This window comes from Pelomonas aquatica, assembly GCF_026712205.1.
Classification (GTDB): domain Bacteria; phylum Pseudomonadota; class Gammaproteobacteria; order Burkholderiales; family Burkholderiaceae_C; genus Pelomonas; species Pelomonas aquatica.
Genome location: NZ_JAPPUW010000002.1, coordinates 1 through 20,255 on the forward strand (window position 1 = coordinate 1; position 20,255 = coordinate 20,255).

Here is a 20,255-nt window from a genome sequence, read left to right on the forward strand (position 1 = left end):
GGCGCTTCAAAGCCAGCGAGGACAGCCCGGTCTTGGCCTGGCTGATGAGGTAGATCGCCAAGAACCACAAACGCAACGGCAACTTGGTGTGCTCCATCAGGCTGCCGGCGGTCAGCGAGGTCTGGTGGCGGCAGCCCTGGCACTGAAAGAGCCGGCGCGCACCATGGCCGACGATGTAGTGCTCGGCGCGATCACAGCGGGGGCAGCGAAATCCCTCCGGCCAGCGGGCGGCCTTGAGTGCCGCCGCACACTGCTCCTCGCTGCCGAAGCAGGCCATGAATTCAGGCAGCGACATGCCACGCTGGAACTGGATGAAGTTGAACGCCATGGTCTGCACTCCGGGGTGGTTCGGAGGTCAGATTACGGGTCGGGTAGCTCATGGCGTGAGCCTGCTGAGGCACGTTACCAATCAGGAATCCTTATGCGGCCATGACTGCGGCCTCGTCAGCCACCAGCGGAAGCGTGTCCTACAGCTTCTCCCGCGACGCGGTCGAAAACAATACCCTCGACGCCAACGAGCAGTTCGGATATCAGCTCAATACCACGACGGGCGTGCTCCAGATGCAAACGGCAAGCGGCACGGTACAAAGCCTCAATGACCCGAATTTCGTCAAGATCACGGCATTTTCAGTGACGGACAGCAGCCCCCCCGTACTCTCTCTCGGCTATCGCTGCCCGACGGTATGCCTGGCCGGTACGCCGAACTGCCCGCAGATGTTCATTCGCCGCTACGACCTCGTCCTGACCGCAACATCCGCGCTCGACAGCACCGTCGTCAGAACCATGAACACGACGATCCGCGCGCGCAACGATCAAACCACGGGGGCATGCTCATGAAATACGCCAAAGCCCTGATGCCACCGCCGCATACCCGTCGCTCCGAAAGAGGGGCCGGCACGCTCACGCTCACGGTCATATTGTTGTTCATCACGATGGTGTCGGTTTTCTATACCAACCGCAACGTCATTTTCGAGCAGCGCACGTCGGCCAATGTGGCCAGGCAGGCGTCGGCCCAGGAAGTTGCCGAGGCCGGCCTTGAGTGGGCCATCGGCATGCTGAACCACCCCAGCAATATCGATGCCAATTGCAATGACGTGGCGACGGCCGGCACCAACTTCCGCAAGCTGTATCTGAAACCCGTCAAGACCAGTTTCACCCCGGTTACCAATATCTTTCCGGGTTGCCGGCGCAACGGCAATGCCTGGACCTGCTCATGCCCGACGGCGGCGGGCACAGCCAGCCTCGGCAGCACCGTGGAATCGAGCTTCACGGTCACGTTCGCGCCGCTGGCCGGCTACGCCAACGTCGTGCAGATCACGTCGACGGGGTGTACGCCCCAAAGTGCCGCCTGCACCCCCGCGTCGGCCTCCGGCGCCGATGCCAACGCCACCGTGACGGCCCTGGTCAAACCCAGCCCGCTGACGCCCGGGAACCCGGCCGCCGCCATCACCTGCGGCACCTCCTGCAACTTCAGCGGCTCGTTCAACGCCGTGAACACCGACGTCGCCACCAATGGCGTGCTCGTCAACTCCGGCACGACGAGCAATACCCCCCCGGGCACGACCACCCTCCCGGGCCAGCCGGTTCAGAACGCCATCATTGCCGGAGACACCTCGCTGTCCAGCCTGGCCGGATCGGACACCTCCTGCAACCAGTCCAAGATGTTCAACGCCTATTTCGGCACCACGCTGCAGGAATATCAGAACGCCCCGGGAACCCGGACCATCGACTGCAATATAGCGAGTTGCCCGACCGAAATCGTCAACGCCTACAACTCCGGATGGCGAGCCTTCTACCTGCCCAATGGATTCTCGTACAACAACAGCGCCGGCACCGATCTCGGCACTCCCACCGATCCCGTGACACTGGTATCTGCAGGGAGCGTGAAAATCAACGGCAACATCAATATCTATGGCCTTCTATTCTCAAACGATGCCGTCGACAATGCATTGGGCACCGGCGCCTCCAATATTGCGGGCGCCCTGGTGACCTGCGCCGCCTTCAAGACGAACGGCAACGGCACGGTGACCTATTCACCCGACGTGCTGAATTCGATGAACACCGCCAGCGGCACGATTGTCAAGCTGCTGGGCAGCTGGCGCGACTGGTGACCGGCATACCTTGAGGTCGAATATGCCATCCTTCTGCAACCACCCGACGGCACGCCAGCGCGGCTTCTCCCTGATCGAAGCCGCCATCGCCATGGCCATCATGGCATTCGGCATGCTCGCCATCATCGGCCTGCAGGGAATGCTGCACCAGAAGGCCGATCTCGGCCGCCAGCGCAGCGAGGCGACGCGCCTGGCCGAGCAGCAGCTGGAGCAATTGCGCTCCTTCAATGCCATCAGCTCCGGCACGGGGTTGGTCGCCTGGGCCGACATGGCCAGCGGCAGCGACACGCCCACGGGGTCGAATGCCTCATTCACCCGGAAGTGGACCGTGGGCGGCGCGGTGACGGATTCCTACCGGCCGATTCAGGTGGACGTCACATGGGCCGACCGAGCTTCAACGACTGGCGCGGTCACGATGAACACGGTCACGCTGAATTCGGTGATTGCCAAGGTCGACCCCGCATTGGCCGGTGCTCTCAATTTCCCGCTGCCGGGCAATGGCACGATCAAGCGCCCGTTCAATCGCAACCTGAATATCCCTGTCAAGTCCCTGGACCTTGGCGGCGGCCAGAGTGCCTACCAGCTGGCGAACAATTTCGCCGTCGTCTTCAATAATGCGACGGGCTATGTGGTGATGAAATGCACCTTCACCATCGTCAGCGCCAGCCAATTGAGCCAATGCCCCAACTATAACGCCTATATCGTTGCCGGCTATGTATCCATGGGCGGCAAGAAGCCACCCGCCACGATACCGGCCACCGGCCTCAACCTGTCTCAGACCACCGGCACCGTCTCCCGCGGCAGCACCGAATGCATCTACGGCCCGGCCAAGGATCAAAATACTGGCCAGCCGATTCCCGGCTATAACTACTACCTCTGCGTGATGACCGTCAATGGGGCCAATGGCACCTGGGCCGGGACGATTCAGCTGACCGGCATGTCCAGCGGCAGCCCCCCCTATCTCGTGTGCCGTTATCAGTATCCGGCCTCCACGGGCGCCGACAACAATATGCGCAATGTCCAGCCCTATGTCGCGGTGAACGAATCCCTGGACCAGCAGAACTACGTCATCACCGGAGACGCCAACTGCTCCAACCTGCCGGGCACCGTGCTGCACCAGTCCTGCACGACGGCGAATGCGAGCGGCTGTCCGGCCAACCCGGACTGACCCGGCCCGCCGCAGGCGCCCAACCGCTAGGCGGGCCTCGACGCAGTTGGGCGCCCTATCCGCACCAAGGCCGTGCATGGCCCGTGGCCTGCCCTGGTCGTGCGGGCGCGGGGTGCGGATGCACTCCCGGACGTCCCGGCGATCGCGGGCCGAGCCATGAACCTCGAAACTCCGGGGATGCCCACAGCCGTGCGCTTCGCCCATCCCGCTTGATGGGCGGCGAAAGCCCCAATCGCCAGACGGGCCGTGGATCAAGACAATCGCCGCCTCCCGGCAGCCGGCGGCCTCCTTGAGTCACACAACCTTACCGAAGTCGTACAAAACGCAAGATTGGCGCCGCCGGGTCGCCCGCAAGATGCGCCGCATGCTGGCGTTGGCGCTGTTGCCCTGGAGTTGCGCGGCCCTGGCGGCCGGCCTGCCGGTGCCCGCGGCATCCACGCCCGTCGACGGCGCGGGCGAGCTCAATGTGCTGCACTGGTGGACCTCCGCCAGCGAGCGCGCCGCGGCCAACCATGTCGCCGCGCGCATGGCCGAGAACGGCCTGAAATGGGTGGACGGCGCCGTGGCCGGCGGCGGCGGCGGCCCCGCGATCAAGGTGCTGAACGAACGCATCCTGCGCCGCATGGCGCCCAAGGTGGCCCAGCTCAACGGCCAGTCCATGACCGAATGGGCCGACATGGGCCTGCTGCTCGAACTGGACGGCATCGCGGCCAGGCGCAACTGGTCCAAGGTCATGTTCCCGCAGGTCATGGCCCAGGTCACGGTGCACGGCCACGTCGTCGCGGCGCCGCTGGGCATCCAGCGCATCAACAACCTCTACCTGAACAAGGCGGTGTTCAAGCGCCTGGGGCTGGAGCTGCCCAGCGACTGGGACGGCCTGGAGCACGCCGCCGCCAGGCTGCGCGCGGCCGGCATCACGCCGGTGGCCTTCAGCGACGAGCCCTGGCAGGTGGCCACGGTCTTCGAGGCCATGCTGCTCAGCGAGGCCGGCCCGGCGCTGTACCGGCGCATGCTGGAGCAGCGCGACGTCGCCGCCTTCGCCGACCCCGCGCTGGAGCGCGCCCTGAAGCGCCTGCGCGCCTGGCGCGATCTGGCCCTGCCGGCCAGCGGCGCGCCCCCCGGCGAGCGGCCCTGGACCGACGTCGTGGCCGACTTCGCGGCCGAGCGCTCGGCCATGATGATCATGGGCGACTGGGCCCGCGGCGAGCTCGGCACGATGGGGCTGGAGGGCGAGCGCGACTTCGGCTGCAAGGCCGTGCCCGGCACGGCCCAGGCCCATCTCTACAGCATCGACACGCTGGCCATGCTGGCCGGCAACGGCGGCAGCCAGGCCGACCAGGAGAAGATGGCCGAACTGCTCGGCAGCGCGACGCTGCAGCTGGGCTACAACCGCATCAAGGGCTCCATCCCCGTGCGCCGCGACGTGCCGGTGGACGAGCTGGACCCCTGCGCCCAGGCGTCCTTCCACCTCTTCGCCAACCCGAACACGCCGCGCGTGCCCAGCCTCGTGCACCGCATGGCCTTCGGCGAGGTCGGCAAGAACGCCATCATCGAAACCGTCCACCGCTTTGCGCTGGACCCGAGCCAAACGCCCGCCGCCACGCAGCGCAAGCTGCAGGGCCTGCTGCGCGCGCTCGCGCCCAAGAAAGCCTCCCCATGACCCGCAAGATCCTGATCGTCGACGACGATCAGAAAATCCGCAGCCTGCTCAAGACCTACCTCGAGAAGAACCAGTACGAGGTGCTGCTGGCCCACGACGGGGCCAGCTTCATGGCCGAGTTCGAGCGCCACCGCGACGAGATCAGCCTGTGCATCCTCGACGTGATGCTGCCCGACACCGAGGGCTTCACGCTGTGCCAGTCGGTGCGGCGCCGCTCCGAGGTGCCCGTCATCATGCTGACGGCCAGCGCCGACGAGACCGACCGCATCGTCGGCTTGGAGCTGGGCGCCGACGACTACCTCGGCAAGCCCTTCAACCCGCGCGAGCTGCTGGCCCGCATCAAGGCCATCACGCGCCGCGCCGGCCACGAGAAGGCCCAGGCCCCGCGCTACTACGCCTTCAACGGCTTCACGCTGGACCTGCTGGAACGCCGCCTCATCGACCCCGACGGCACGGCCTCGGCGCTGTCGGGCATGGACTACCAGCTGCTCAAGCTGCTGGTGGAGCACCCCGGCGAGGTGCTGGACCGCAGCCGCCTCGCCGAGGTCACGCGCGGGCGCGACCTGGGGCCGCTGGACCGTTCGCTGGACGTGCAGGTCAGCCGCCTGCGCCAGCGCCTGCAGGACGACGGCAAGCAGCCCGCCCTCATCAAGACGGTGCGCGGCTCGGGCTACGTCTTCTCGACCACCGTGACGGCGCGACATGCCCTCTGAAGTGGCCGAGGCGGGCCTCGGCCCGCCGCTGCCCGCCCGCCGCTGGTGGCAGCGCGCCAGCAGCTTCCTGTTCGACAGCCTGCAGGGCCGCTTCGTGCTGGCCATGCTGGGCGGACTGGCGCTGGTGCAGCTGGCGGTCAACCTCGTCTGGTACAGCCAGATCGAGCAGCGCGTGCGGCGCCAGACCGAGCTGGCCGCCCACCACGTGGCCGGCGGCGCCATCGGCGCGGTGCGGGCGCTGCGCGAGCTGCCCGCCGCCTACCGGCCGCTGCTCATCGAGCAGCTGCGCACGATGGGCGGCACGCGCTTCCTGGTCTTCTTCAACACGGCCGCCGTCGCCGTCACGCCGCTGGCCGGCCAGCCCATGGCGCGCATGCTGGAGCAGCAGGTCGTGCAGGAGCTGGCGGCGCTGCTGCCCAAGGGAACGCCGCTGCGCGTCGTGCTGGCCTCGCCCGTCGGCCTGGCCGTGTCGCCCGCCGGCGCGCTGCTGGGCGACCTGCCGGAGAGCTGGGTCGAGCCCTCGCTGATCACCGCCGAGCGCCCCGCGCCCTTCCTCGTCATCCAGGCCGAGACCGAGCCCGGCCAGTGGCTCTACCTCGGCAGCACCCTGCCCGACCCCTATTTCCTGGAGCAGCTGGAGTTCTTCACCTGGCAGCGCCTGACGCCGCAACTGCTGGCACTCGGCCTGGCCGTCGGTCTGACGCTGATCGCCGTGCGCGCCATCACGCGCCCGCTGGCCGGCCTGGGCCAGGCGGCGGCGCGCGTGGGCCGCCGCGTCGCGCCCAAGCCGCTGCGCGTCAGCGGCACGCAGGAGGTGCGCCAGGCCATCGAGGCCTTCAACGACATGCAGGAGCGCATCCGCCGCTACATCGGCGACCGCGAGCGCCTGTTCGCGTCCATCTCGCACGACCTGCGCACGCCCATCACGCGGCTGCGCCTGCGCAGCGAGCTGCTGGACGACACCGCCGTGCAGGACGAGTTCCATGAGGATCTCGACGAGCTCGACATGATGGTGAAGACGGCACTGCAGATCGTGAAGGACACCGACATCCACGAGAACCGCGCGCCGCTGCGCATCGACCTCGTGCTGCAGAAGATGGTGCGCGACGCGCGCATGGGCGGGCACAAGGTGGAGCTGGAGGGCGGGCCGCTGACGGTGTTCGGCAAGCCGCTGGCGCTCAAGCGCGCCATCGGCAACCTGCTGGACAACGCGATGTTCTATGGCGAGGGCGAGCAGCCGGTCGAGGTCCGCATGGAGGCGGCCGAGGACGGCAGCGTCGTGCTGAGCGTGCGCGACCACGGCCCCGGCGTGCCCGAGGCCGCGCTGGCTCGGCTGGGCCAGCCCTACACGCGCCTGGACCACGGCGCCGCGATGCGCAAGGAAGGCCTGGGCCTCGGCCTGTCCATCGTGCGCGAGATCGTCGCCGACCACGGCGGCACGGTGCGCTTTCGCAACCATCCCGAAGGCGGCTTCGAAGTGCGCCTGGCCCTACCCGCAGGCTGAACCATGACGCCACCCCAACACATCGCCATCGTCGGCGGCGGCACGGCCGGCTGGATGACGGCCTGCCTGTTGCGCCAACGCTGGCGCGAGCGCGGCATCGAGATCACGCTGATCGAATCGGCCGAGATCGGCACGGTCGGCGTCGGCGAGGGCTCCACGCCCTATCTGCGCCGCTTCTTCGCGACGCTGGGCATCGCCGAGCGCGACTGGATGCCGGCCTGCGACGCGACCTACAAATGCGGCATCCGCTTCCCCGGCTGGAGCAGCGTCGAAGGCTACGAGAGCTACGTCCACCCCTTCTTCAACGAGGCCGACCGCGAGCTGGGCAACCAGTTCTTCACCAACGCCTGCCTGCGCCGCCGCGGCCAGGCGGCGGACGCCAACCCGCAGGACTTCTTCCTCGCCGCCGAGCTGGCCCGGCAGCGCCGCGCGCCGCTCTACAAAGCCGAGGGGCCGGGCACCGACTACGCCTACCACTTCGACGCCGGCAAGCTCGGCGTCTTCCTGCGCGGCCATGCGGTGGGCCTCGGCGTGCGCCACGTCGTCGACACCATAGCCCGCGTCGAGCAGCACGAGGGCGGCGACATCGCGGCCGTCCACCTGAAGGGCGGCACGCGCATCGCGGCCGACCTGTTCGTCGACTGCAGCGGCTTCAAGGGCCTGCTGATCAACGAGACGCTGGGCGAGCCCTTCCTGCCCTACCGCGACAACCTGTTCAACGACCGCGCCATCGCGATCCCGACACCGCTGGTCGACGGCGAGGACATTCCCTCGGAGACCGTGTCGACCGCACTGCGCCACGGCTGGGCCTGGCAGATCCCGCTGACGACGCGTTACGGCAATGGCTACGTCTACAGCAGCGACTTCATCAGCGACGACGACGCCGAGCGCGAGCTGCGCGAGCACCTCGGCGCCGCGGCCGAGGGCGCGAGCGCGCGGCGGCTGCGCATGCGCGTGGGCCGCGTCGACCGGCACTGGTCGCGCAACTGCGTGGCCGTCGGCCTGGCGCAAGGCTTCATCGAGCCGCTGGAGGCGACGGCGCTGATGCTGATCCAGCTCAGCGTCGAGGGCCTCATCGCCGCCCTCGAAGCCGACGACTTCGGCCGCGGCCGGCAGGCCGACTACAACCGCCGCGTCAACGGGATGTTCGAAGGCGTGCGCGACTACGTCGTCGCCCACTACCGGCTCAACACACGCCGCGACACCGACTACTGGCGGGCCAACCGCGCGCACCGCCACATCTCGGACCGCCTCGCGAGCCTGCTGGACGTCTGGGACCGCGGCGGCGACTTCGAGGCCGAGCTGGAAAGCCACGGCTCGGCGCTGATGTATCTGCGCCCGTCCTGGTATGCCCTCTTCGCCGGCATGGGGCGGTTTCCGGCCGAGCTGCGCGCGGCGCCGCAGGCCGTCACGGCGGCTCAAGCCAAGGCGCGACTGGGGCCGATGGCAACGACATTCAGCTCACACCGCAGTCAGCTGTTGGGTCAGTGAGGCGGTCGGACAAGGCGCCGCCCGTTCAGCCGCGTCGGCGACGGCCTAACTCTGATCCAAGGCATCCAGGTTCCTCAACTTTCAATTCAAAGCTAGCCTAACCGAAAGCCTCCTGTAGCGACCGACCGTTCCTGGCCGGAAGTAGCCGTCGCGCGTTACAGCTGCGACCGACCGCGACCGCAGCGGAGCGGCCGGCCATAAGGACTCACCAACGCCTGAGCCGGCTACCGAACAGCGCGTAGAACAGGATGAGTCCGTACCAGGGCAGCATGACCCAGTAGCCGCGCTGCGGGCTGCTGACGTCGGCCAGGTGGCCATACAGCATCGGGATCAGCGCACCGCCCGCGATGCCCATGATGAGCAGGGCCGAACCAGCGGCCGTGTACCTGCCCAGGCCCTCCAGCGCCAGCGGCCAGATGGCCGGCCAGACCAGCGCGTTGGACAGGCCGAGCAGCGCGAGGCAGAACACCGTGTCCGGCACGGCCGGCACGCCGGCCCAGCCGAGCAGGGCCTGCGACAGGCCGCTGCTCGTCGCGGAGGTCAACGCGATGCCGCTGGCGAACAGCAGGCCCGTGCCGGCCGACACCACGAGGGCCATGCGCTGCGACAGCCAGCGCGGGATCAGCGCGACGCCGAGCAGATAGCCCAGCACCATGAAGCCCATCGTGTAGGAGGTCAGCACGCCGTAGTGGGCCACGCCGAGCTGGCGGCCGTAGAGGCCAATGGTGTCGCCGGCGATGACCTCGACGCCGACATAACCGAACAGCGCGATGGCGCCGAGCACGACCTGAGGATGCTGGAACACGCCCCAGCGCCTGACCTCGCCGGACGGTACATCGGCCGCCTCCAGCTCGGGCTCGCGCAGCGACGAGAAATGGATCAGCGCCATGAACAGCACGAGGCCGGCCGCCATCACGGCGTAGGGGAAGACCAGGCGCTGCGACAGCTCGTTGCGCAGGGCCTCGCGGCCGGCGGCGTCGAGCGCCGCCAGCGCCGGCTCGGAGAAGCGCTCCATGCCCGACAGGATCATGGCCGTGAACACCAGCGGCACGACGATGCCGGCGCCCTTGTTGAACAGGCCCATGATGGAGATGCGCATGGCCGCGCTCTCGCGCGGGCCGATGCAGACGATGTAGGGGTTGATGGCCGTCTGCATCAGCGTCATGCCGCTGGCCAGCGTGAAGAGGGCCAGCAGGAACACCGGGTAAGCGCCCGAGCGCGCCGCAGGGATGAAGACCAGAGCGCCGGTGGCCATGACGCCCAACGCCACCGTCATGCCGCGCTTGTAGCCGATGCGCGCGAGGATCGCCGCCGACGGCAGGGCCATCACGGTGTAGGCGATGTAGAAGGCGAAGGTCACCCACAGCGCCTGGAAGTTGTTCAGCTCGCAGACGATCTTCAGGAAAGGAATCAGCGAGCCGTTCAGCCAGGTCACGAAGCCGAGGATGAAGAACATCAGCCCGATGAAGATCATGGGCAGCAGCACGCCCTGGCCTGCCGTGGAATTGGGTGTCTTGGTGTGCATGAAAGCTGCGCAACGGATGAAACGCGGGACGAGCGCCGGGCCGCCCCAAGCCGGCCCGCGGGCGATGTGCGTGCGGCTCAATGCCGCACGCATCGCCGCCCCCTCGGGGGGCCGGCTGGGCTCGCCCGCGTTCAGCGCGGCGAGACCGGACGGGGGGCTTAGAACTTCGCGCGCACGCCAACCGTGTAGCGCGGGCCGTTCTCGTAGACCCCGACCGGCAGTCCGTCGGTCGTGTTCGTCTTGATCAGCGAGTTGGTCAGGTTGACGCCGGAGGCATACAGCGTGACCTTGGGCGTGATGTCCCACGCAGCCGTCGCGTCCCACTGGCCATAGGCGCTCGTCACGTCCTGGCCACCCTCGTCCAGGCCGCCATAGGACTTGGAGCGGTAGTTGTAGGACAGCCGCAGGCTCAGGCCGCCCTGCTCGTAGTAGCCGCTCGCATTGAACTGGTGGCGCGAGTTGCCGACGACGTTGAGCCGCGGTGCGCCGGCCACGCTGCCGGCCTTGGCGTCCGTGAGGGTGTAGTTCACGAGGCTGCCGAAGCCGCTGTTGCCGAAGGCCTGCTGCCACTGCAGCTCCAGGCCGTTGATCTTGGCGCCGTTGTCGGCGTTGTGCGGCCGCGTGACCGAGCGCGTCACGCCGCCGACGTTCTCGCTCGCGGTGGAGGTGTAGATGAAGGTGTCGAGCCGCTTCGTGAACAGCGTGGCCGACAGCAGCGAGGCATCGGCGAAATACCACTCGACGCCGATCTCCGCCTGGTTGGCGTGGTAGGGCTTGAGCAGCGGGTTGCCGGCCGTGGCGGCATTGGTCGTGCCGCTGACCTCGGTGGCCGCACTCAGGTCGCTGTAGGTGTTGCGCGCCATCGCCCGGCCGACCGCCGCGCGGACCAGCACTTCCTTGCTGAGGTCGTAGACCGCGTTCACGCTGGGCAGCGCGTCGGTGTAGGAGCGCGACTGGCTGCCCAGCGCGTAGTTGCCGGTGCCGCTCAGATCCTGGTTGGCCTCCGAGATCTGCTGCGTGCGCACCAGGCGCAGGCCGAAGTCGCCGTGCCACTTGCCGACGGCGAAGTCGGCCTTGCCGTAAAGCGCCGTGATCTTCTCGTTGATCTTGTAGAACTCGCCCTTGGCCTCGGCGTAGACCATGCCCTTGTCGTACATCGGGAAGCCCTTGCTGGCGGCCAGGCCGTCGTCCACCCAGGCGTATTGCGTCAGCGAGCCGGCCGTGGCCGCGGCCTGGCTCAGCCGCGGCGAGGGGCCGGTGGAGAGGTCGGCCAGCGTGAAGGACTGCCAGCCCGGGTTGCCCGGCCCGTCGGTGCCGATGGTGCGGTGGTTCTGCACGGTGGTGTCGCGCAGCTTCAGGCCGAACTTGAACGCGGTGATGGGCGAGTTGGAGATGTCGATGGTCACGTCGCCCTGCGCGTAGTTCTCCTTGGTCTCCATCTTGCGGATCCAGTCGCGCGAGCTCTGCAGCGTCAGCGCCTTCGGGTCCAGCGGGTTGATGTCGAGGTAGGAGACCTCATAGGTGTCTGGCGCGATGTTGAAGGTCGTGCGCGTCGTGCCGGTGAACCAGAAATTGCGGTCGTGCTTGCTGCCGCCCGAGCCCGAGGTCGTGCCGACCTGGCCGTGCAGGCGCCAGTTGTCGCCCTCGTAGCTGCCGTCCAGGTCCAGCACGCGGCTCTTGATGTAGGACTGGCGGAAGATGGGCTCGAAGCTGACGCCATTGGTCGGCCCGACGGTGCCGCCGACCAGGGCCTGGGTGCCGTTGGACGTCGTGATGAAGCGTGGGCTGGTCACATGGATGACGCCGTTGGCGTCCGCCAGGCCACCCGCCTGCCAGAGGTAGTTCTGGTTGCTGTTGTTCATGCTCATGTCGGAGTTCATCGCATTGAGCACGAGGTCGGTGCGCGCATTCGGGCGCAGTTGCAGCGCCAGATTGGTCGTCGTGCGCTCGCGGTCCTGGCGGAAGATCGCCGAGCCGCCGCCCCAGGACGCGTAGGCGTTGGGCGTCGAGACATTGTTCTGGTCGACGATGGTGTACTTGGTCGCGTCGGTGAAGTCCTCCAGGCCGTCGCGGCGCATCGTGCGCTGCTGGCGGCTCACGGCCAGCAGCACGCCGAAGGTCTTGTCCTCGTTCTTCCAGTTGACGAGGCCCGCCACCTGCGGGTCGGTCTTTTTGGGCAGCTTGCTGTAGGTCTCCTCCAGCGAGCCCTGCAGCGTCAGCGGCGCCTTGAAGTCCATGGGCCGGCGCGTCTTCACGATGACCAGGCCGCCGATGCTGCCTTCGTCCAGGTCGGCCGACTGGCTCTTGTGCACGTCCAGGCTGCCGACGATCTCGGAGGGCAGGATGTCGTAGTTGAAGCCGCGGCTCTGCGAGTCGTTCTTCCACCAGTAGGCTGACGCGACGGCCTGGCCGTTCAGCTGCGTCATGTTGAGGTTCTTGTCCGTGCCGCGGACGAAGATGTCGCGGCCCTCGCCCCAGCTGCGGTCCACCGAGATGCCGGGCACGCGCTGCAGCGAGTCGGCCACGTTCTTGTCGGGGAACTTGCCCACGTCCTCGGCGCTGATCGAGTCGACGATGTTCTGCGCCTCGCGCTTCTCGGACAGGTTCTTCTTCAGCGTGGCGCGCACGCCGGTGATCTCCACCGTGTCGAGCTGCTGCTTCTCCGGTGCCGCCGCTTGCTGGGCCCAGGCCGGCGCCACCGCCAGGCCTCCCAGCGTCAGACCGATGAGATGGGGCAAGAGTTTTTGCTTGAATTGAGGCTTGGCCACGTGGTGCTCCTGGGCAACGAGTTCTGTCGGACAACAAGGTACCCGCGCCGGTGCTTGGGCCACCGGCATGGGCACGACTCAGGAAGACCAGGGCCGGCTTGTCTCTCGTGCGCGGCGCCTGGTCAGTGCCGGCAATCTAGCGGCGCAGGCGCGCCCCGGAGCACCGCGTTGCGCTTTGTTGGACTTCATTGCGCCGACGTTACGAAGGCGCAAGACAGCCGAGGGTCTGCTCGCACCCCGGCAACGGGTCGCGTTGCTACCAGAAAGGCCGCGAGCAAGGCGCAAACCGCAGCCGGGCAGGTTGCCCGACGAGGATTTGCAACGCCGCGCGCGGCCTTTCTGGTAGCAACCCTTCGGGAAGGCTCGCCATCAGGGGCCACTCGGCGTTGCATCGCTGGCCCGCACATGAGTGCGGGCGGCGCGCTGCGCCTTGATTGGCCCCTGATGGCGAGCCTTCGCGACCCATTGCCGGGGTGCGAGCAGACCCTAGGCGGGCAGGATCAGGCCGTCGCAGGGGCCGAATCCGATGCGGCGGAATCCGGGTTTCTCCGCAAACGCGCGCAGGCCGAGCTGGTCGCCGTCGAGCATGAAGGTTCGCTGCTCGCCATCCGGCAGCGTGATGGGCTGCTTGCCGCCCAGCGTCAGCTCCAGCAGCGAGCCGGCCTCGTCGGGCAGCGGGCCGCTGAGGGTGCCGGTGCCCAGCAGATCGCCCGGCTGCAGATTGCAGCCGTTGCTGGCATGGTGGGTCAGCATCTGCGCGAGCGACCAGTAGGCGTGGCGCAGGTTGGAACGCGAGAGGCGTGTCGGTGCCGCCATCGACGGCGTCTTGAACCAGACCTCCAGCTCGATGTCGTAGGCCGCACCGGCGCGGTGGGCGGGCGAGTCCAGATAGGGCAGAGGCTGCGGGTCCTCGGCGGGCCGCGTGAACGGGATGCGGAAGGGCTCCAGCGCATCCATCGTGACGATCCACGGCGACACGGTCGTGCCGAAGTTCTTCGCCAGGAAGGGCCCCAGCGGCTGGTACTCCCAGGGCTGGATGTCGCGGGCCGACCAGTCGTTCAGCAGCGTCAGGCCGAAGGCATGCGCGTCCGCCTCGTCGATGCCGAAGGGCTCGCCCAGCGCATTGCCCGGCCCGACGTACAGGCCCAGCTCCAGCTCGCAGTCGATGCGGGCGCTGGGTTTGAACACCGGCGCCTCGGCCTCCGGCGACTTGACCTGTCCCTTGGGGCGGCGCAACGGCGTGCCGCTGACGACGATGGAGGAACTGCGGCCGTGGTAGCCGATGGGCACCCACTGGTAGTTGGGCAATAACGGGTTGTCCGGGCGGAACAGCTTGCCGACCGCGCGTGCGTGGTGGATGCCGGTGTAGAAGTCGGTGTAGTCGCCGATGCGGCAGGGCACGCGGTATTCGGCCTGGGCCTGGGGCAGCAGCTCGACCTCGGGTGCGCCGGCCTTCAAGGTGTCGAACAGGCGGTGCCGCAGCGCGCGGCGCTCGCTGGCCGGGCGGGCCATCAGCGCGTTCAGGTCGGCGATGCCCCAGGTGGAGAGGTCCAGGATCTGGTCGCCGATGCCGACGCCCACGCGCCAGGGCTCCAGCGTGCCTTTGCTCCGGAAGGAGCAGAACGGCAGGTTCTGCAGCGGGAAGTCGGTGGCGGGGTCGTTGGCCGAGGCGACCCAGGAGAGGGCCGCGGCGTCGTGGGTGTGATCGATGTGGCTCATGCTTTGAATTCGTCCTTCAGGCCCTGCCAGCAGTCGGCATAGGTCTTCTCGAGCGGTGCGTCCCGCAGCGCCCAGGCGGTGGGCTTCAGCGGCCAGCGGGTCTCGAACATGAAGGCCAGCGTCGCGTCCAGCTTGTGGGGCTTCAGGTCGGCGTTGCTGGCCTTGTCGAAGGCCTCGGTGTCGGGGCCGTGCGGCACATAGCTGTTGTGCAGGCTGGCGCCGCCGGGCTTGAAGCCCTCGGGCTTGGCGTCGTACTGGCCCAGCACCAGGCCCATGAATTCGCTCATCACGTTGCGGTGGTACCAGGGCGGGCGGAAGCTGTCCTCGGCCACCATCCAGCGCGGCGGGAAGATGACGAAGTCGACATTGGCCCAGCCCGGCGTGTCGCTGGGGCTGGTCAGCACCGTGAAGATGCTGGGGTCCGGGTGGTCGAAGCTGACGGTGTTGATCGTCATGAAGCGCGCGGTGTCGTAGCGGCAGGGCACGAGGTTGCCATGCCAGGCGACGACGTTGAAGGGGCTGTGGCCCTGGGTCGCGCGCCAGAGCTGGCCGCCGTGGCGCTTGACGATCTCGTAGCTGCCGGCTTCCTGTTCGTACCAGGCCGTGGGCGTCTCGAAATCGCGTGCGTTGGCGAGGCCGTTGGAGCCGATGGGGCCCAGCTCCGGCAGGCGGAAGGCCGCGCCGTGGTTCTCGCAGACATAGCCGCGCGCGGGCCCGTCCAGCGGGTCCACCTTGAAGGCCATGCCGCGTGGCAGCAGCGCGATGAAGCCCGGCGCCACCTCCAGCCGGCCCAGTTCGGTCGTCACCAGCAGCCGGCCCTGCTGAGGCACGAGCAGCATCTCGGCGTCGGCGTTCACGAGCGCGCGGCGGCCCATGGCTCGGGTCGCGACATAGGCGAGCGCGGCCATGCCGCCGGTGCCGGCCTCGCCGTTGACCGCATAGCTGCGCAGGCCGTCGATGAAGTCGCCCTCGCCCTGCAGCGGCGTCGGGCCCCAGCGCAGCGGGTCGGGCGGCGCGGCCTCGCCGGCAGCCGCGCCGCTCTTCCACAGCGCATGGGCCAGCGGCGTGTAGCCGCCGACGACGACCGAGGGCTGGCGGCGGTAGAGCCAGGTGCGCTGGTTCTGCGCGCGCGGCGCCGTGAACGCGCTGCCCGACAGCAGCTCGGCATAGAGGCCGTGGGGCGCGCGCTGCGGGCTGTTGCGGCCGATGGGCAGCGCGCCGGGCACGGCCTCGCTGCTGTGCTGGTTGCCGAAGCCGGTGATGTATTGCAGGGAGGTCAGTTCAGTCATGATGTTCGCGGGCCAGCGCGAAGGCTTGCCTGAGCACTTCGCGGTCGCCGATGTGGTTGCACAGGATCAGGGTCAGCCTCGCGAGCCAGTCGGCGGCCTGCGCGTCGCCCAGGTCGGCCTGGGCGGCGATCAGTTCGGCATAGAAGGCATCGGCCTCGTCGCCGAAATTCGGGGTCAGGTTCAATTTGCTCATTCGGACCTCCCATGGGCGCGCGCCAGGGCCGCGCGGACGGCCGCGGCGTCGAAGGCATGCCAGCGCGCCGCGACGATGGCGTCGGGCCGCACCAGGTAGAGGCTGCCCGGCCGCGCGCCGTAGCGCGTCGCGGCCAGGCCCTCGCCGGGCAGGGTGATGAGCTTCACGCCCTCCACCGCCACCGGCCAGCCGAAGGCCAGCAGCGCGAAGCCGCCGGCCAGCGCCTCGCTCAGCCAGCCCCCCGCTTCCAGCGGCGCATCGGGCGCCGGGCAGCCGGGCCCGGGGCCGCCGGCCCAGGCCTGGTCGTCGAGCGTGCTCAGCGGCGAGTCCACATGCTCGGTCGGCATGGAGAGCCGGCCGCTGTTGACCAGGGGTTTGGCGAACGCCGTGTGGGCGGCCAGGTCCAGCGCGGCCTTGCGCAGGCGCCGGCTCAGCGCGCTCTTGGGGCTGATGAAATCGGTCGCCCGCGTCGAGTGGCCGATGTTGTCGTCGGCCGCCTCGATGCGCTCGAACTCGTAGCTGTCCAGCAAGCCCAAACCTGCATCAGCGCCCTCGCCCTTCAGCACCGCGGCGAGCTTCCAGCCGAGGTTGTCGACGTCCTGCACACCGCTGTTGGCGCCGCGCGCACCGAAGGGCGAGACCTGGTGGGCCGCGTCGCCGGCCAGCAGCACGCGGCCCACGCGGAAGCGCTCCGCGCGCCGGCAGGCGAACTGGTAGATGGACGACCAGGCCAGCTCGAAGGGCGCGCCGTCCAGCATCTCGCTCACGCGCGCCTTGATGCGCTCGGGCTGCTTCTCGGCCTCGACGTCGGCGTCGCGGCCGAGCTGGAAGTCGATGCGCCAGAGGCCGTCGGCCTGCGCATGCAGCAGCACCGATTGGCCGGGGTGGAAGGGCGGGTCGAACCAGAACCAGCGCTCGGGCCGAGCCGGGTCCAGGCCGCGCGGCCGGGCGCCGGGCGCGAGCCTCACGTCGGCGATCAGGAAGCGGTCCTCGAAGACCTGGCCGGTGAAGCTCAAGGACAGCATCGTGCGCGTCGGGCTGCGCGCGCCGTCGCAGGCGACGACCCAGTCGGCCCGCATGTCGAACAGGCCGTCGGGCGTGCGCACATTGAGCGTGACGCCAGCCTCGTCCTGCTCCAGCCCGATCAGCTCATGCCGGCCGCGCAGCTCGATGCGCGGCTCCAGCTGCGCGGCACGCACGAGGCGGGCCTCGACCTGGTCCTGCTGCAGGTTGACCATGGCCGGCATCTTGTGGCCGGCCTCGGGCAGCAGGTCGAAGCCGTAGGCCTCGCGCTCGCCGTGGAAGACGCGGCCGCGCTGCCAGCGCACGCCCTCGCGCGCGACGGGCTCGCCGACGCCGAGGCGGTCGAACACCTCCAGCGTCTTCTTGGCCCAGCAGACCGCGCGCGAGCCGCTGCCGATGTGGTCGCTGTCGTCGATGACGACCACCGGCACATCGCGCCGGGCCAGGTCGAGCGCCAGCGTCAGCCCGACCGGGCCGGCACCGACGATGACGACGGGCCGGCGCTGCGGCTGGCCGGAGCGCTGCTCCAGGCTCTGGTGGTAGGGGTAGGACGGGAGCTGCATGGCTCAGCCTCCTTCCAGCGCCTTCCACATCTCGACATCGCGCTCGGCCGTCCAGATGCGCGGGTGGGCGGTGCCGCCGGCTTCGTCATAGGCACGCGTCACGTCGAAGGGCATGCAGTGGTCGAAGATGACCCAGTGGCCGTATTTGGGCCGCAGCGTTTCAAGAGTGCGCTGGTAGACCGGCTTCAGCGCCTCGCCCGCCTTCACGCCGGCCTGCACCGCGGCGTACAGCTCGCTGACGAAGGCGCGCGTGCCGGCCAGGCCTGCGGCCACCTGCCCTGCCCCCTTCAGCGCAGGGCCGCGGCCGGGCACGAGGGCGGCCGCGTCGAGCCTGGCGATCGCGTCCAGCGTCGCCGGCCAGTCCTCGAAATGCGCATCGCCGCAATAGGGCGTCGCGTCGAACTCGACGAGGTCGCCGCTGAACAGCACGCGCTCCTGCGGCAGCCAGGCCACCGTGTCGCCGGCCGTGTGGCCGCGCCCGGGCGAGAACATCTCGACCTGCACGCCACCCAGGTCCAGCGTCAGCCGCCCCGAGAAGCTCAGCGTCGGCCAGGTCAGCCCCTGCGGCACGGACTCGACATTGCGGAACAGCCGCGGGAAGCGGCCGATCTCGCTGGCCTTGTCCTGCTCGCCGCGTTCCTGGATCAGGGCCAGCGTCGCATCGCTGGCGATGACCTGCTCCAGGCCCACGGCCTTGAAGGCCGACGCGCCCAGCACCCGCACCGCGTGGTAGTGGCTGAGCAGCACGTATTTGATGGGCACGGCCGACACCTCGCGGATGCGGCGGATCACGTCGGCCGCCATGACGGGCGTGGCCTGGGTGTCGATCACCATGGCCGCGTCGCGCCCGATGACGATGCCGGTGTTGGGGTCGCCCTCGGCCGTGTAGGCCCAGGCATGCTCGGACAGGCGCTCGAAGCTGACCTGCTTTTCTTCCAGGTCGGCTTGCGAGGCAAAGGCTTTGACGCTCATCCACAGTCTCCGGTAGTCGCTGAGCGAAATTTAACCTATTCCAAATCAATTCATCAATATAGAATTTTCAAATGGATGACGCCAAGGCCCCGCGGGGCATACAGAGCATCGAGGTCGGCGGGCAGTTGCTGCTGGCCCTGGCCCACCACGGCCGCCCGATGGCGCTGAAGGATCTGGCCCGCGACGCGGGCATGACGCCGGCCAAGGCCCACCCCTATCTGGTGAGCTTCATCAAGCTGGGCCTCGTGGAGCAGGACGGCGGCAGCGGGCCCTACGGCCTCGGACCGCTGGCGCTGCAGCTCGGCCTCATCAGCCTGCAGCAGTACGACCCGGTGCGGCTGGCCACGCCGGTCATCGAGGATCTGGCCCTGCAACTGGGCCACACGGTGGCGATTGCCGTGTGGGGCACGCGCGGGCCGACCATCGTGCGCGTGGCCGAGGGGCCGACGCCGGTGCACGTCAGCATGCGCCATGGCACGGTGATGAGCCTGTCGGGCACGGCCTCGGGCCGGCTGTTCGCCTGCTGGCGGGCCGCGGAGGCGGTGTCGTTGGGAGAGCGCCTGCCCGACGAAGCCACGACGGCAGCGGTGCGAGAGGCTGGGCTGGCGACGTCGCGCGACGGCGTCGTGGCCGGGGTCAGCGCCGCGGCGGCGCCGGTCTTCGATGCCGCGGGGCGCTTGGTGCTTGCGCTGACGGCCATCGGCCCGAGCGCAAGCTTCGACACGGCCCTGGATGGCGCACCCGTGGCCGCGCTGCGTGACGCGGCCGCCCTGCTGTCACGCAGGCTGGGGCATTGATCAGGGCAGCCGGGCCAGCATCGCGGCCTCGGCGGCCGCGCCCCAGAACAGCGGATACAGGCAGCGCGAGGTCGGCATCAGCTCCGGGCGGCCGCCCAGCAGCGCGATCTGCTCGCGGATGGTGGCGAAGTCGATGCTCATCAGCACGGCCGGCGCATCGACGCGCGGGTTGTGCCGCGGCGTCGTGTAAGGCAACAGGCCCAGCCAACGGCGATAGAAGGCGACGTGGCGGGGGTTCACCTCGATGACGAGGCGATCGCAGCGCGCCCGGCGATGGGCATGCAGATAACCCAGGTGGAAGATCTGCGCCAGCACGCGCTTGGACTCCGGCGCATCGCGGTCCACGGCCAGGCTGCCGAACTCGCAGAGACTGACACCGGCCGCCCGCCACTCGGCCAGTTCGGCCTCGAACAGCAGGTCGGTGTGCAGGCCGCCGTGGCCGTCGAAGCGCACACTCATCGTGCCGATGGTGCGCTCGCCATCACGCGCGGAACAAACGACGTCGCCATCCTCGTTGCGGCTGCTGTAGCGCTCGCGGGTCAGCAGGCCGCGGTCGCTGTAGCGGCGCTCCATCAGGTCGAGGGCATCCCCTTCGATCGCGCCGAAGTCGCTGTTCAACTCCAGCGGCGGACCGCCGAAGGGGTTCAGCGGGGCGCGCTGGCTTTCTTTGAAGAAGGGGATCATCGACTGCATCCTAGGGTGGGGCTCAACACGCCGAGCCGTGGAGTCTAGGGATTGAAATGTGATTTTTCCCGGCCA

The 20,255-nt window shown here is 68.8% G+C and carries 17 protein-coding genes; 8 read left to right on the top strand and 9 right to left on the bottom strand.

Annotated elements, in window-relative coordinates:
* The coding region (locus tag NYP07_RS02270) for an IS1595 family transposase (protein ID WP_268146969.1) at positions 1-328 on the bottom strand (328 nt) is incomplete at its 3' end.
* 134 nt (positions 329-462) lie between these two features.
* On the opposite strand from NYP07_RS02270, the gene NYP07_RS02275 reads away from it, so the two are divergent.
* The 7 genes from NYP07_RS02275 to NYP07_RS02305 all read left to right on the top strand — a co-directional run bounded on the left by NYP07_RS02275 (position 463) and on the right by NYP07_RS02305 (position 8,647).
* Positions 463-837, top strand: a complete 375-nt coding sequence (locus NYP07_RS02275) for a hypothetical protein (protein WP_268146971.1) — start codon at positions 463-465, stop codon at positions 835-837.
* The gene (locus NYP07_RS02280; RefSeq protein ID WP_268146973.1) at positions 834-2,111 is read left to right on the top strand and encodes a PilX N-terminal domain-containing pilus assembly protein; all 1,278 of its coding nucleotides are present in this window, start codon (positions 834-836) and stop codon (positions 2,109-2,111) included. Before NYP07_RS02275 ends, NYP07_RS02280 begins: the two co-directional genes overlap by 4 nt.
* A gap of 22 nt (positions 2,112-2,133) precedes the next feature.
* Complete coding sequence (locus tag NYP07_RS02285) at positions 2,134-3,279, top strand: type IV pilus modification PilV family protein (RefSeq protein ID WP_268146976.1); 1,146 nt, start codon at positions 2,134-2,136, stop codon at positions 3,277-3,279.
* A gap of 355 nt (positions 3,280-3,634) precedes the next feature.
* Positions 3,635-4,939 carry an ABC transporter substrate-binding protein gene (locus tag NYP07_RS02290; protein WP_268146978.1) on the top strand — a complete coding sequence of 435 codons (1,305 nt, stop codon included), beginning with the start codon at positions 3,635-3,637 and terminating at the stop codon, positions 4,937-4,939.
* Positions 4,936-5,652 carry a response regulator gene (locus NYP07_RS02295; protein ID WP_268146980.1) on the top strand — a complete coding sequence of 239 codons (717 nt, stop codon included), beginning with the start codon at positions 4,936-4,938 and terminating at the stop codon, positions 5,650-5,652. Before NYP07_RS02290 ends, NYP07_RS02295 begins: the two co-directional genes overlap by 4 nt.
* Positions 5,642-7,156 carry an ATP-binding protein gene (locus tag NYP07_RS02300; protein ID WP_268146983.1) on the top strand — a complete coding sequence of 505 codons (1,515 nt, stop codon included), beginning with the start codon at positions 5,642-5,644 and terminating at the stop codon, positions 7,154-7,156. Before NYP07_RS02295 ends, NYP07_RS02300 begins: the two co-directional genes overlap by 11 nt.
* 3 nt (positions 7,157-7,159) lie before the next feature.
* Entirely contained in the window at positions 7,160-8,647 is a 1,488-nt protein-coding gene (locus tag NYP07_RS02305) for a tryptophan halogenase family protein (protein WP_268146985.1), read from the top strand.
* Between the two features lie 205 nt (positions 8,648-8,852).
* Here the strand turns inward: NYP07_RS02305 and NYP07_RS02310 are convergent, their stop codons facing one another.
* The 7 genes from NYP07_RS02310 to NYP07_RS02340 all read right to left on the bottom strand — a co-directional run bounded on the left by NYP07_RS02310 (position 8,853) and on the right by NYP07_RS02340 (position 18,699).
* Positions 8,853-10,172 (bottom strand): sugar MFS transporter, encoded by a 1,320-nt coding sequence (locus NYP07_RS02310; RefSeq protein ID WP_268146987.1) that lies wholly within the window; start codon positions 10,170-10,172, stop codon positions 8,853-8,855.
* A gap of 158 nt (positions 10,173-10,330) precedes the next feature.
* On the bottom strand, positions 10,331-12,940 hold the full coding sequence (locus NYP07_RS02315; RefSeq protein WP_268146989.1) for a TonB-dependent receptor: 2,610 nt from the start codon (positions 12,938-12,940) through the stop codon (positions 10,331-10,333).
* Positions 12,941-13,426: 486 nt separating this feature from the next.
* Positions 13,427-14,659, bottom strand: coding sequence for a fumarylacetoacetase (gene fahA / locus NYP07_RS02320; RefSeq protein ID WP_268146992.1), 1,233 nt, complete (start codon positions 14,657-14,659; stop codon positions 13,427-13,429).
* Entirely contained in the window at positions 14,656-15,948 is a 1,293-nt protein-coding gene (gene hmgA / locus NYP07_RS02325) for a homogentisate 1,2-dioxygenase (protein WP_268146994.1), read from the bottom strand. Before hmgA ends, fahA begins: the two co-directional genes overlap by 4 nt.
* On the bottom strand, positions 15,941-16,141 hold the full coding sequence (locus NYP07_RS02330) for a DUF2783 domain-containing protein (RefSeq protein WP_268146997.1): 201 nt from the start codon (positions 16,139-16,141) through the stop codon (positions 15,941-15,943). Before NYP07_RS02330 ends, hmgA begins: the two co-directional genes overlap by 8 nt.
* Positions 16,138-17,727 carry an FAD-dependent oxidoreductase gene (locus NYP07_RS02335; RefSeq protein ID WP_268146999.1) on the bottom strand — a complete coding sequence of 530 codons (1,590 nt, stop codon included), beginning with the start codon at positions 17,725-17,727 and terminating at the stop codon, positions 16,138-16,140. The genes NYP07_RS02330 and NYP07_RS02335 overlap by 4 nt, the downstream gene beginning before the upstream one ends.
* Positions 17,728-17,730: 3 nt before the next feature.
* Positions 17,731-18,699, bottom strand: coding sequence for an MBL fold metallo-hydrolase (locus tag NYP07_RS02340; RefSeq protein WP_268147001.1), 969 nt, complete (start codon positions 18,697-18,699; stop codon positions 17,731-17,733).
* Between the two features lie 71 nt (positions 18,700-18,770).
* Here NYP07_RS02340 and NYP07_RS02345 point away from each other — a divergent pair, with 71 nt between their 5' ends.
* A complete protein-coding gene (locus tag NYP07_RS02345; RefSeq protein WP_268147003.1) occupies positions 18,771-19,496 on the top strand; it encodes an IclR family transcriptional regulator in 726 nt (241 codons plus the stop codon).
* On the opposite strand, the gene NYP07_RS02350 is transcribed toward NYP07_RS02345, so the two are convergent.
* A complete protein-coding gene (locus NYP07_RS02350; RefSeq protein ID WP_268147005.1) occupies positions 19,497-20,180 on the bottom strand; it encodes an N-acyl amino acid synthase FeeM domain-containing protein in 684 nt (227 codons plus the stop codon).
* Positions 20,181-20,255 lie beyond the last annotated feature (75 nt).

Bases quoted from the DNA above. Each gene is read 5' to 3' on its own strand.
- NYP07_RS02335 (WP_268146999.1), bottom strand. From the start codon at position 17,727: ATGCAGCTCCCGTCCTACCCCTACCACCAGAGCCTGGAGCAGCGCTCC.
- NYP07_RS02280 (WP_268146973.1), top strand. From the start codon at position 834: ATGAAATACGCCAAAGCCCTGATGCCACCGCCGCATACCCGTCGCTCC.
- NYP07_RS02310 (WP_268146987.1), bottom strand. From the start codon at position 10,172: ATGCACACCAAGACACCCAATTCCACGGCAGGCCAGGGCGTGCTGCTG.
- NYP07_RS02285 (WP_268146976.1), top strand. From the start codon at position 2,134: ATGCCATCCTTCTGCAACCACCCGACGGCACGCCAGCGCGGCTTCTCC.
- NYP07_RS02350 (WP_268147005.1), bottom strand. From the start codon at position 20,180: ATGATCCCCTTCTTCAAAGAAAGCCAGCGCGCCCCGCTGAACCCCTTC.
- NYP07_RS02305 (WP_268146985.1), top strand. From the start codon at position 7,160: ATGACGCCACCCCAACACATCGCCATCGTCGGCGGCGGCACGGCCGGC.
- NYP07_RS02300 (WP_268146983.1), top strand. From the start codon at position 5,642: ATGCCCTCTGAAGTGGCCGAGGCGGGCCTCGGCCCGCCGCTGCCCGCC.
- NYP07_RS02330 (WP_268146997.1), bottom strand. From the start codon at position 16,141: ATGAGCAAATTGAACCTGACCCCGAATTTCGGCGACGAGGCCGATGCC.
- hmgA (WP_268146994.1), bottom strand. From the start codon at position 15,948: ATGACTGAACTGACCTCCCTGCAATACATCACCGGCTTCGGCAACCAG.
- fahA (WP_268146992.1), bottom strand. From the start codon at position 14,659: ATGAGCCACATCGATCACACCCACGACGCCGCGGCCCTCTCCTGGGTC.
- NYP07_RS02295 (WP_268146980.1), top strand. From the start codon at position 4,936: ATGACCCGCAAGATCCTGATCGTCGACGACGATCAGAAAATCCGCAGC.
- NYP07_RS02290 (WP_268146978.1), top strand. From the start codon at position 3,635: ATGCGCCGCATGCTGGCGTTGGCGCTGTTGCCCTGGAGTTGCGCGGCC.
- NYP07_RS02340 (WP_268147001.1), bottom strand. From the start codon at position 18,699: ATGAGCGTCAAAGCCTTTGCCTCGCAAGCCGACCTGGAAGAAAAGCAG.
- NYP07_RS02345 (WP_268147003.1), top strand. From the start codon at position 18,771: ATGGATGACGCCAAGGCCCCGCGGGGCATACAGAGCATCGAGGTCGGC.